This window comes from Actinoplanes sp. NPDC051411 (genome assembly GCF_040682075.1).
GTDB lineage: Bacteria > Actinomycetota > Actinomycetes > Mycobacteriales > Micromonosporaceae > Actinoplanes.
The window spans coordinates 75,420-86,947 of sequence record NZ_JBFBAD010000035.1 but is presented as its reverse complement, the minus strand read 5'-3'; the positions used below and the strand labels follow the sequence as shown (position 1 = coordinate 86,947).

Here is an 11,528-nt window from a genome sequence, read left to right as displayed (position 1 = left end):
CCCGGGCGGGGGGCGGCTCTCCACCCCCCCACTCCCCCCCCCCCCCCCCCGCACCGGGGAGGAGAAGCTTCTACTACTGCGCCTCGGCGAGGGTCACGCTCACCGTCTTCTTGGCGCCGTTGCGAGTGAAGTCGATCGAGATCTTCTGCCCGACCGAGCCGCTCTGGATGGCCGCGACCAGGTCGTCCGACCCGTTGATCGCCTTGCCGTCGACCGCGGTGATCACGTCGCCCTGCTGCAGGCCGGCCTTGGCGGCGGCGCTGCCCGCGGTGACGGTGCTGACCAGCGCCCCGCCGTTCTCCGCGTCGGCCACGCTGACCCCGAGGGCCGGGTGGGCGGGCTGTTTGCCGGCCATCAGGTCCTTGGCGATCGAGGAGGCCTTGTCGCTCGGGATGGCGAAGCCGAGCCCGATGTTGCCGCTGCCCTGGCCCTGGGTGGCGATCGCCGAGTTGATGCCGATGACCTCGCCGTTGGTGTTGACCAGCGCGCCACCGGAGTTGCCCGGGTTGATCGGGGCGTCGGTCTGCAGCAGACCGGACATCGTGTTGCTGCTGCCCTGCTGCTGCTGTTGCTGCTGGCCGCCGCCGAACGGGTCGCCCTGCGGCTGTTGCTGGTCCTCGCTGCTGGACTGGATGGTGCGGTCCTTGGCGCTGATGATGCCGGCGGTGACCGAGCCCTCCAGGCCGAGCGGGCTGCCGATGGCCAGGACGGTGTCGCCGACCTCCATCTTGGCGCTGCTGCCGAAGGTGGCCGCGTGCAGGCCGCTGACGCCGGACGCCTTGACCACGGCCAGGTCGTCGCGCTGGTCGGTGCCGACGATGTCGGCCGTGACCTTCTTGCCGTCGGAGAAGATGACGGTGACCGTCTTGCCCTGGGCGGTCGCCACCACGTGGTTGTTGGTGACGATGTAGCCGTCGGCCGAGAGGATCACGCCGGAGCCCTCGCCCGACTCGGTGGTGATCGAGACGACGCTGTCCTGCACCGAGGTGGCGATCTGGGCGAGCGAGGAGCGGTCGACGACCCGGCTCACCGACGAGTTGCTGGTCTGGATCGCCGGCGAGTCGCCGTTCTTGTCGAAGGCCAGTGCCGTGGCGGCGCCGACCCCACCCGCGGCGAGAGCGATCAGCACGGCCGCGGCGCCGGCCACGAAGATCCGGCGCGGCCGGCCCGGCGCCTGCGGCGTCTGCGTGTCGGTGCCGACCGGATGGGCCCAGGTCGCCGCGGTGCCCTCAACGCCCGGTTGCTGGCTGCCGGGTTGCTGGCCCGCGGAGGCGGCCTGCTGCTGCGACCAGGCCGCATAAGCCGCCTGCGGCCCATATTGCTGCTGGTAGCCGGGGTGCTGGCCGTATTGCGGCTGCTGGTAGGCGCCGTAGCCGGGGTGCTGCCCGTAGGGCATCGGCACCGTCGGGTGCTGCCCGGCGGCCGGCGGCTGCTGCCACGGCGACTGAGGCGGCTGAGGCGACTGAGGCGGTTGGGACGACGGGGGCGACTGGGGCGGCTGAGGCTGCTGACCTTGTTGCTGGTCCCAGCTTCCGACCGAAAGAGGGGCGCCGGGCTGGGAGGCGGTCGGCTGCTCCGACTCTGCCCGCTCCGGGCTGCTGCCCTGCTCCGGGCCGGTGCTCTCCGGGGTGCTGCTTTCCGGGGCGGCGTCCGCGGGTCGCGGGTCGGTCTCGTTCTCGTTCATGTCACCCACCTTGCCCCGTCGTTCTCGAATCGGCCTGTGTTACCCCTGGACGTTTTCTGTGAAGCCTTTATCGGGATTTAGCGTGGGCAAACTGACCCGGAAGGTGGCACCGTGGCCGGGCTCGCTCAGAACCTCCACGCTGCCCTCGTGGGCCGCCACGATGGCCGCCACGATGGCCAGCCCGAGGCCGGTGCCGGTGGCCTCCCGCTCGGTGTGCCGGGTGCGGGCCTCGTCGGCTCGATAGAACCGTTCGAAGACGCGCGCCCGCTGAACGTCGGTCAGGCCTGGGCCGGTGTCGCTGATCTCCACCACCGCGCGGTCGCCCGGTTCGGCGTACAGGCGGAGGGTGACCGACGCCTCGGGCGGCGTGTGCACCAGGGCGTTCGTCATCAGATTACTGATCACCTGCCGGAGGCGGCCGTCATCGCCGTACGCCACCAGGCGCTCCGGCTCGTCGGCGATCTCCAGCCTGATCGTGCGGTCGGGCGCCGTCGCCTCGGCCGCCTGCACCGCGTCGATCGCCAGCACCGGCAGCTCGACCGGCGCCAGGTTGAGCGGCCGCTCGCGGTCGAGCCGGGCCAGCAGCAGGAGGTCTTCCACCAGCAGGCCCATCCGGGCCGCCTCGTCCTCGATCCGGCGCACCAGCTTGGCCACGTCGTCGGGGTTCTGCACCGCACCCTGGCGATAGAGCTCGGCGAAGCCGCGGATGGTGGTCAGCGGCGTGCGCAACTCGTGCGAGGCATCGGCCACGAACTGCCGCATCTTGGCCTCGGACTGGACGGCCCGGCTCTCCGAGAGTCGTGCCGCCTCGGCCGCCTCCATGGCCGCCGCCTCCGACTGCGCCCGGGCGATGAAGGCAGCCTCGATCTGTACGAGCATCGCGTTGAGCGCGCGGGAGAGCCGGCCGAGCTCGGTCATCGGCGGCCCGGTCGGATCGTTTTCCGGGTCGAGGACCCGCTGACTGAGGTCACCGGCCGCGATCCGGGCCGCGGTGCGCTCGATCGCCAGCAGCGGGACCAGGCTCTGCCGCACGACCGCGGCGCCGAGCGACGCCAGTGCGATCAGCACACCGGCCCCGACCAGCACGTCGACCCAGACCAACCGGGTTGTGGCGTCCTCGACGCCGGTCATCCGCTGGCCGACGCGCAGAATCGAGCCGTTGCTCAGGCGCTCGACGAGGACGCGCCACATGTATTTGCCGTCCTGCGACCGGACCGTGTAGGGCGTGTCGAGGTGCTCGTTGATCTCGTCGACGCCCTTGTCGAGCTGGGGCAGGTCCTGATCGGTGAACATCGCGCTGAAGGCGGTCCAGCCGACCCCGCTGACCGAGCGCACGGACACGAGGTAATCCGGCGGCAGGACGGTCGCCAGCACCGAGAACTGGAGCTGGCTGCCGGTCCAGCCGGCGGCCTGCTGCGCATAGGCGTGCAGCTGGTTGTCCATCCGGCCGATCAGGAAGCTGTGCAGCGCGTAGGTGCTCGCCGCGCTGATCAGCGACAGCGCGGCGAAGACCAGGGCCAGCACCGCCGCGACGAGCTTGGTGCGCAACGGCACCCGGCGCAGCTTGGGTTGCTGATTCGCGACGACATGCCGGATCCGCTCGGTGACGGTCACCGAACGCCGCTCACACTGCGGGCTTGCGTAGCACGTAACCCACACCGCGCAGGGTGTGGATCAGGCGGGGCTGAACGTTGTCGACCTTGCGGCGCAGGTAGGAGATGTAGGACTCGACGATGTTGTCGTCGCCGCGGAAGTCGTATTTCCAGACGTGATCCAGTATCTGCGCCTTGGACAGCACCCGATTGGCGTTGAGCATCAGGTAGCGCAGGAGCTTGAACTCGGTCGGCGAGAGCTGCACCCGGTTGCCGGCCCGGTAGACCTCGTGCGTCTCCTCGTCGAGCTCGAGGTCGGCGAAGACCAGCCGGGACGGCTCCTCGTCGCCCTGGGTGGTGCGCCGGAGCACGGCCCGGATGCGGGCGGTGAGCTCCTCGAGGCTGAACGGCTTGGTGACGTAGTCGTCGCCGCCCAGGGTCAGGCCGCGGATCTTGTCGTCGGTGCCGTCGCGGGCGGTCAGGAAGACCACGGGAGTGCGCTGGCCGCCCTCGCGCATCAGCCGGATGACCTCGAAACCGTCGAGGTCGGGAAGCATGACGTCGAGCACGACGAGGTCGGGCGAGGCGTTCTTCGCGGCGCTGACCGCCGCGCTGCCGCTGGTCGCGGTGCTGACGTCGAAGCCGGCGAAACGCAGGCTGGCGGAGAGCAGCTCGAGGATGTTGGCATCGTCCTCGACGACGAGCAGCTTCGCCTCGCTCGGTTTGGACTGGGTCTGGGCGGCCATGGCGCCATTCTTTATCAGCGCACTGCAGGTCCGCTGCACGCCGCCTGAAAGTTTTCTGTGAGAACTATCAGGCGGCGACTCAGCAAAGGCTCAGGCGGCCAGGCGGTATCCGGCGACGCCGAGCGAGGTCTGCGACGCCCGGGCGAGGCCCCGGCGGTCGGCGCCCGGGGCCGGGCGGAGGGCGGGCGCGGTCACCAGCGTGACCGTCAGCGACCGTAGCGCGGCCACTCGGCGTACGGAATCCCAGAGGGTGTCGTCACCGATGAAGGCCGCCGCGGTCGAGTCGTAGTTGATCGACGCGGGAACCACGGGAGCGCCCGCGTCGATCGCGGCCTGGAACATCGCCGGGCGGAACCGGCCCTGGCTGACCCCGCAGAAGGTCGTGCCCTCGGGGAAGACCGCGACCGACCGGCCGGCCCTCAGCGAGGCGGCGACCTCACCGACCGTGCGCGGCAACTCCTTGGGCCGGGCCCGGTTGAGGAAGATCGCGCCGGACAGGCCGGCCAGCTTGCCGATGCCGGGCCAGCCGCCGACCTCGCCCTTGGCCACCAGCCGCACCGGCGAGGTCGCCAGCAGCACCAGGATGTCGAGCCAGGAGACGTGGTTGGCGACGAGCAGGCTGCCGGGCCGCGGGGTGGGGCCGCGACGCTCGACCCGCACACCCATCGCCGCGAGCATGGTGCGGGCCAGGGTCTGCAGCGCGGCGCCGCGCAGCAGCGGCACCAGAACAAAACCCCCGAGGAGTACGCCGGCCAGAGCCGACAACCGCAGCACGGCGAGCCCCGGCGCCGCGGGCACGTCGGCACCGTCGCGGCAGTGCGGTCCGCATCCGGAGACTGGTTGCCACATCATCGCGTCGCTCCCAGGAAGTGGCGGCGGTAGCGGGGGTCGAGCCGGTCCATCGAGAACAGCACGTAGAAGTCGACGCAGTTGAAGTCCTGGTCGTACGCGGGTTCGCCGCAGATCCAGCTGCCGAGTCGCAGGTAGCCCTTGAGCAGCGCGGGCGGCTGGATCTTGGGGTCACCGACCAGCTCGGTGCGCTCCAGCCACGGGTTGCGCGGCTTCACCCGGAGCGCGGGCGGGGACATGTGCTTGTTCTGCACGCGGGCCCAGACGCCGGCCGCGGTCGCGCCGCCGTCGGCCAGCGGCACCGAGGCGCAGCCGCCGAGCCAGCGGACGTTGTTGAGGTGCAGGTAGCGGGCGATCCCGGCCCACATCAGGTTGACCACGGCACCCGAGCGGTGGTCCGGGTGCACGCAGGAGCGCCCGGCCTCGACCAGCTGGTCGCGCAGTGGGCTCAGGCTGCTCAGGTCGAACTCGCTGTCGCCGTAGCGGCGCCCGGCCCGCTGGGCGGCTTTCGGCGAGAGCATCCGGTAGGTGCCGACCACCGCGCCGCTCGCATCGTCGCGCACGATCAGGTGGTCGCAGAAGTCGTCGAACTCGTCCACGTCACGCCCGTCGGCCGCGCCGGTCAGGCGAGCGCCGAGTTCGCCGGCGAAAACGTCGTGCCGCAGCCGTTGTGCGGCTTCGACCTGACGGGCCTCGTCGGCGATGAGCAGGGTGTAGCCGCTGGTGCCGGTGGGGGCGGCGGCGGTCATGAGAACGGCCATGTGACCTGTGTAAGGGCGACAACTTCCGATGGAATGTCAGCTCAGGTGGGTCTATATGGCCGATGGATGAACGGCTTGTGCGCAGGCCGTCTGGACGCCCGTCTATACATTCGTGGCGATTGTTAACAGGGGGCTCCGGCGCGGCCGGGACGGCCGGCGGCTAGTACGTTGATCGCCTCCGCCCGAGAAACCCCGCCCGAGAAGCCCCGACCGAGAAACCCGCCCGAGAACTCCTCCGGCGAATCCCGCCTGGGAAGGGAGCCCCGCCGATGGACCGGCCCTACACCGACGAGATCGTCGTGGATCACCTGACCAAGCAGTACAAGAAGCTCCGCGCGGTCGACGACCTGTCGTTCCGGGTCCGCGCCGGCCGGGTGACCGGCTTCCTCGGCCCCAACGGCGCCGGCAAGACGACCACCCTGCGCATGCTTCTCGGCCTGGTCACGCCGACCGCCGGGTCGGCGACCTTCGGCGCCAACCGCTACTCCGAGCTGGCCGATCCGATCCGCCGGGTGGGCGCCGTGCTCGAGGCGTCGAGCGCCCACCGCGGCCGCACCGCGCGCAACCACCTGCGCATGATCTGCCGCGCGGCCGGCCTGCCCGACAGCCGGGCCGACGAGATGCTGGCCCTGGTCGGCCTCACCCCGGCGGCCAACCGGCGGTTCAAGGGCTATTCGCTGGGCATGAAGCAGCGGCTGGGCATCGCCGCGGCCATGCTCGGCGACCCGAACGTGCTGATCCTCGACGAGCCGGCCAACGGCCTCGACCCCGAGGGCATCCGCTGGATGCGCGACCTGCTCAAGGCGCTGGCCGGCGAGGGCCGTACGGTCCTGGTCTCCAGCCATCTGCTCGGCGAGATGCAGCAGCTGGCCGACGACGTGGTGATCGTGGCGGCCGGCAAGCTGGTCCAGCAGGGGCCGGTCGATGACGTCCTGGGCTCGATGGGCGCGGCCCAGGTGCGGGTCCGCACCCCGCAGCCCGACCAGCTGACCGCCGCGCTGGGCTCGCTCGGTGCCGCGGTCGTCCGGCAGCCCGACGGCTCGCTGCTGGTCACCGGGGCCGACGCGGCCGCGGTCGGGCACGCCGCCTTCACCGCGTCGGTCGAGCTGCACGAGCTGGCCGGCGAGCGCGGCGATCTGGAACAGGTCTTCCTGCAGCTGACGGCCGGAAAGGCGGGCATCCGATGAGGCTGGTCCAAGCCGAGCTGTTCAAGATCCGAACCACCTCGCTGTGGTGGATCATGGCGATCATCCTGGTCCCGCTCTACGCGGCGAGCATCCTGCTGAACTGGCTGGCCGCCAACGTCGGCGGCGCCGCGGCCGGCGACAACGAGCAGGTCCGGGTCTCGCTCGAGCCGGTCAACGTCGCGACCAACCTCTACACCAGTGGTCAGTACTTCGGCATCCTGATCGTCCTACTGCTCTCGGCGATCGTGGTGACCAGCGAGTTCTTCCACCTCACGGCGACCACCACGTTCCTGGTCACCCCGCGCCGCGAGTCGGTGGTCCTGGCCAAGTTCGGCGCCTCGGTCATCGTCGGGCTCGCCGTGTGGGCGTTCACCACCGTGCTCAACCTGATCTTCGCCCCGCTGATCCTGAGGGACCTCGGCCTCGGTGCCCAGCTCGGCGAGCCGGCGGTGTGGCGGGCGGTCGGGCTCAACGCGCTGGCCTACCTGCTGTGGGCCGTGCTCGGCGTCGGCGCCGGAGTGCTCATCCGCAGCCAGATCGCGGCCACGCTGGTGCTCGCGATCACGTACGTGGTCGGCACCCAGGCCGTCGGGATCGTCTTCATCCTGCTCAGCAACAACGTGGCCAAGTGGTTCGAGAAGCTCCAGGTGATCGTCCCGACGACCGCGTCACAGCTGATGGTTTCCGGAACCGAACTGCCCGGTAACCCTCCGCGCTGGGTCGGCGCGGCCGTCCTGATCGCCTACGCGGTGGTCGGCGGAGTGGTCGGTACCATGATCACGAAATCCCGCGACATCAGCTGACCCGGGGTCCGTTTCACACCCGACGTGCGCACGATTCGCGCGTGCGCACGGCGTAGCCTTGTCTCCGAATCCTTCCCGTCCCATGCGACGAAAACCGTCGCGTGCTGACAAAAATGGTGAAAGAGGCGAACACGAAAGTGTCGACCCAGCAGACTTCGCATGAGAACCCACTCGCGGACTTCGGTCCCAACGAGTGGATCGTCGACGAGATGTACCAGCGATACCTGGCCGACCCCACAAGCGTCGACCCGGCCTGGCACGATTTCTTCGCCGACTACAAGCCGGCGATGGCCACGGGTTCGATCGTAACTCCGGACGAGGCCACCGCCGCCAACGCGAAGGCCAGCGCGGCCCGCGCCGGCACCGACGCGCCCGCCGCGTCGACCGTCGCCCCGGTCAAGCCGACCGTGCCGGCCGCGCCGCCGAAGCCTGCTGCCGCCAAGCCCGCCCCGGCCGAGAAGCCGGCCGCCTCCGCCACCAAGCCGTCGGCCAACGGCGCCGCGCCCTCCACCGAGGGCAAAAAGGTCACCACGCTGCGCGGCGTCGCGGCCAAGATCGTGCAAAACATGGACGCCTCGCTGGAGGTGCCCACCGCCACCTCGGTGCGCGCGGTCCCGGCCAAGCTGATGGTCGACAACCGCATCGTCATCAACAACCACCTCGCCCGCGGGCGCGGCGGGAAGGTCAGCTTCACCCACCTCATCGGCTGGGCCATGGTCCGCGCGGTCCGCGCCCACCCCGAGATGAACAACTCGTTCGCCGAGGTCGACGGCAAGCCGGCCCTCGTGCAGCCCGAGCACATCAACCTCGGCATCGCGATCGACCTGGCCAAGAAGGACGGCTCCCGCAGCCTGGTCGTCCCGTCGATCAAAAACTGCGAGAAGATGGACTTCCGGCAGTTCTGGCAGGCCTACGAAGACGTGGTGCGCCGCGCCCGCCGCAACGAGCTGACCATGGACGACTACTCCGGCACCACGATCTCGCTGACCAACCCGGGCGGCATCGGCACGGTCCACTCGATCCCCCGCCTGATGACCGGGCAGTCCGCGATCATCGGGGTCGGCGCGATGGAATACCCGGCGCCCTATTCCGGCATGAGCGACGAGACGCTCACCGACCACGCCGTCTCCAAGGTCACCACGCTGACCAGCACGTACGACCACCGGGTCATCCAGGGCGCGCAGTCCGGCGAGTTCCTCAAGGCGATGCACGAGTTCCTGCTCGGCGACCACGGGTTCTACGACGACATCTTCACCGCGCTGCGCATTCCGTACGAGCCGGTCCGCTGGGTGCGGGACGTGGCGCGGACCTCCGAGGGCCAGATCGACAAGGCCGCGCGGGTCGTCGAGCTCATCCACGCGTACCGCGTGCGTGGCCATCTGATGGCCGACACCGACCCCCTGGAATTCGAGATCCGCCGGCACCCCGACCTCGACGTGCTCCAGCACGGCCTGACCCTCTGGGACCTCGACCGCACCTTCCCGGTCGGCGGTTTCGCCGGCAAGCAGCGCATGAAGCTGCGCGATGTGCTGGGCGTTCTGCGCGACACGTACTGCCGCCGGGTCGGCATCGAATACATGCACATCCAGGGTCCCGAGGAACGCCGGTGGATCCAGGACCGCATCGAGATCAAGTACGCCAAGCCGGACTCCGAGGAGCAGAAGCACGTCCTCAACCGGCTGAATGCGGCCGAGGCGTTCGAAACCTTCCTGCAGACCAAGTTCGTCGGCCAGAAGCGGTTCTCGCTCGAAGGCGCCGAGTCGCTGATCCCGCTGCTCGACGAGGTGCTGAAGGCGTCGGCCGAGGCCGGGCTCGACGAGATGGTCATCGGCATGGCCCACCGCGGCCGGCTCAACGTGCTGGCCAACATCGTCGGCAAGCCGTACGAGAAGATCTTCAACGAGTTCGAGGGTCAGATGGACCCGAAGTCGGCCCACGGCTCCGGCGATGTCAAATACCACCTCGGCCAGACCGGGAAATACACGACGCCGGACGGTGAGAACTCGACGACGGTCAGCGTGGTCGCCAACCCGTCCCACCTGGAGGCGGTCGACCCGGTGCTCGAGGGCATCGTGCGGGCCAAACAGGACCGCCTCGACCTGGGCCTGCACGGATACACGGTGCTGCCGGTGCTGGTGCACGGCGACGCCGCGTTCGCCGGTCAGGGTGTGGTCGCCGAGACGCTCAACCTCTCCCAGCTGCGCGGTTACCGCACCGGCGGCACGGTGCACGTGATCGTCAACAACCAGGTCGGTTTCACCACGGCGCCGGAATACAGCCGCTCCTCGATGTACTCGACCGACGTGGCCCGGATGATCCAGGCGCCGATCTTCCACGTGAACGGCGACGACCCCGAGGCCGTGGTCCGGGTGGCCAAGCTGGCGTTCGAATACCGGCAGGCGTTCAACAAGGACGTCGTGATCGACATGGTCTGCTACCGCCGCCGCGGGCACAACGAGGGCGACGACCCGTCGATGACCAACCCCCGGATGTACGAGATCATCGACACCAAGCGCTCGGTCCGCAAGCTCTACACCGAAGAGCTGATCGGCCGCGGCGACATCACCGTGGACGACGCCCAGGAGCAGCTGCGCGACTACCAGTCCCAGCTCGAGCACGTCTTCAAGGCAACCCGCGACACGGCCGGCACCGCCCCCCGCCGGATCACCATCATCGAGGAGCCCGACCCCCAGGTCGACACGGCCGTCGACGCCTCGGTGGTGCGCGCGGTCGGCCAGGCCCACGTCGAGCTGCCCGAGGGCTTCACCCCGCACAAGCGGGTCCAGCAGCTGCTCGAACGGCGGGCCAAGATGTCGGCCGACGGCGGCATCGACTGGGGCTTCGGCGAACTGGTCGCCTTCGGCTCGCTGCTCAACCAGGGCGTCACCGTCCGGCTCGCCGGTCAGGACTCCCGCCGCGGCACGTTCGTCTCCCGGCACGCCTCGGTGGTCGACAGCAAGACCGGCAAGGACTTCCTGCCGCTGAGCACGCTCGCCACCGGCAACGCCCGGTTCTTCGTCCACGACTCGCTCCTGAGCGAATACGCGGCGATGGGCTTCGAGTACGGCTACTCGGTGGAGAACCCCGACGCGCTCGTGCTCTGGGAGGCCCAGTTCGGCGACTTCGCCAACGGCGCCCAGTCGATCGTCGACGAGTTCATCTCGGCCGGTGAGGTGAAGTGGGGCCAGCAGTCGTCGCTGGTGCTGCTGCTCCCGCACGGCCAGGAAGGTCAGGGCCCCGACCACTCGTCCGGCCGGCCGGAGCGGTTCCTGCAGCTCTGCGCCCAGGACAACATGCGGGTCGCCAACCCGACCACCCCGGCCAACTACTTCCACCTGCTGCGCCGGCAGGCCCTGTCGACCAAGCGCAAGCCGCTGATCGTCTTCTCGCCGAAGTCGCTGCTCCGGCACAAGCTGGCCACCTCGTCGGTCGCCGACTTCACCTCGGGCCGGTTCCAGCCGGTGATGGGCGACGCCGGCGTCAACGGCACGCCGCTCGACGCGAAGGCGGTCAAGCGGGTGCTGCTCTGCTCCGGCAAGGTCTACTACGACCTGTTCCAGGCCCGGGCCGAGCGCGGCCTCACCGACACGGCGATCATCCGGATGGAGCAGATCTACCCGCTTCCGGTGGCCGAGCTCAAGGCGGTGCTGGCCCAGTTCCCCAACGCGGAAGACTTCGCCTGGGTGCAGGAGGAGCCGGCCAACCAGGGTGCCTGGTCGTTCGTCGCGCTCAACCTGCTCGAGCACCTCGAGGGCGTACGCCTCCGGCGGATCTCCCGCCCGGCCGCCGCCGCCCCGGCGGTCGGCTCGGCCAAGATGCACGAGGCCGAGCAGGCCGCGCTGGTCGAGGCGTCCCTTCCCCGTCCGTAATTTTGTTTGAAAGGGGGCGCTCCGGCGCCCCCTTTTC

The 11,528-nt window shown here is 69.9% G+C and carries 8 protein-coding genes; 3 read left to right on the top strand and 5 right to left on the bottom strand.

Features of this window, described 5'->3' with window-relative positions; all coding sequences use genetic code 11:
* Positions 1–73 precede the first annotated feature (73 nt).
* The 5 genes from AB0M88_RS20995 to AB0M88_RS20975 all read right to left on the bottom strand — a co-directional run bounded on the left by AB0M88_RS20995 (position 74) and on the right by AB0M88_RS20975 (position 5,632).
* Complete coding sequence (locus AB0M88_RS20995) at positions 74–1,684, bottom strand: trypsin-like peptidase domain-containing protein (protein WP_364104445.1); 1,611 nt, start codon at positions 1,682–1,684, stop codon at positions 74–76.
* Positions 1,685–1,723: 39 nt separating this feature from the next.
* Positions 1,724–3,298 carry a HAMP domain-containing sensor histidine kinase gene (locus AB0M88_RS20990; protein ID WP_364104442.1) on the bottom strand — a complete coding sequence of 525 codons (1,575 nt, stop codon included), beginning with the start codon at positions 3,296–3,298 and terminating at the stop codon, positions 1,724–1,726.
* 10 nt (positions 3,299–3,308) lie between these two features.
* A complete protein-coding gene (locus AB0M88_RS20985; RefSeq protein ID WP_364104439.1) occupies positions 3,309–4,022 on the bottom strand; it encodes a response regulator transcription factor in 714 nt (237 codons plus the stop codon).
* Between the two features lie 90 nt (positions 4,023–4,112).
* Entirely contained in the window at positions 4,113–4,820 is a 708-nt protein-coding gene (locus AB0M88_RS20980) for a lysophospholipid acyltransferase family protein (RefSeq protein WP_364104436.1), read from the bottom strand.
* Positions 4,821–4,870: 50 nt separating this feature from the next.
* On the bottom strand, positions 4,871–5,632 hold the full coding sequence (locus tag AB0M88_RS20975; RefSeq protein ID WP_364104434.1) for a GNAT family N-acyltransferase: 762 nt from the start codon (positions 5,630–5,632) through the stop codon (positions 4,871–4,873).
* Positions 5,633–5,901: 269 nt separating this feature from the next.
* On the opposite strand from AB0M88_RS20975, the gene AB0M88_RS20970 reads away from it, so the two are divergent.
* The 3 genes from AB0M88_RS20970 to AB0M88_RS20960 all read left to right on the top strand — a co-directional run bounded on the left by AB0M88_RS20970 (position 5,902) and on the right by AB0M88_RS20960 (position 11,491).
* The gene (locus AB0M88_RS20970; RefSeq protein ID WP_364104431.1) at positions 5,902–6,819 is read left to right on the top strand and encodes an ABC transporter ATP-binding protein; all 918 of its coding nucleotides are present in this window, start codon (positions 5,902–5,904) and stop codon (positions 6,817–6,819) included.
* Entirely contained in the window at positions 6,816–7,622 is an 807-nt protein-coding gene (locus tag AB0M88_RS20965; RefSeq protein ID WP_364104428.1) for an ABC transporter permease, read from the top strand. Before AB0M88_RS20970 ends, AB0M88_RS20965 begins: the two co-directional genes overlap by 4 nt.
* 137 nt (positions 7,623–7,759) lie before the next feature.
* The gene (locus AB0M88_RS20960; protein ID WP_364104467.1) at positions 7,760–11,491 is read left to right on the top strand and encodes a multifunctional oxoglutarate decarboxylase/oxoglutarate dehydrogenase thiamine pyrophosphate-binding subunit/dihydrolipoyllysine-residue succinyltransferase subunit; all 3,732 of its coding nucleotides are present in this window, start codon (positions 7,760–7,762) and stop codon (positions 11,489–11,491) included.
* Positions 11,492–11,528: the final 37 nt, after the last annotated feature.

What these genes read in the sequence shown, in the direction of transcription:
- AB0M88_RS20965 (WP_364104428.1), top strand. Translation starts at nt 6,816, where the DNA reads ATGAGGCTGGTCCAAGCCGAGCTGTTCAAGATCCGAACCACCTCGCTG.
- AB0M88_RS20985 (WP_364104439.1), bottom strand. Translation starts at nt 4,022, where the DNA reads ATGGCCGCCCAGACCCAGTCCAAACCGAGCGAGGCGAAGCTGCTCGTC.
- AB0M88_RS20995 (WP_364104445.1), bottom strand. Translation starts at nt 1,684, where the DNA reads ATGAACGAGAACGAGACCGACCCGCGACCCGCGGACGCCGCCCCGGAA.
- AB0M88_RS20970 (WP_364104431.1), top strand. Translation starts at nt 5,902, where the DNA reads ATGGACCGGCCCTACACCGACGAGATCGTCGTGGATCACCTGACCAAG.
- AB0M88_RS20975 (WP_364104434.1), bottom strand. Translation starts at nt 5,632, where the DNA reads ATGGCCGTTCTCATGACCGCCGCCGCCCCCACCGGCACCAGCGGCTAC.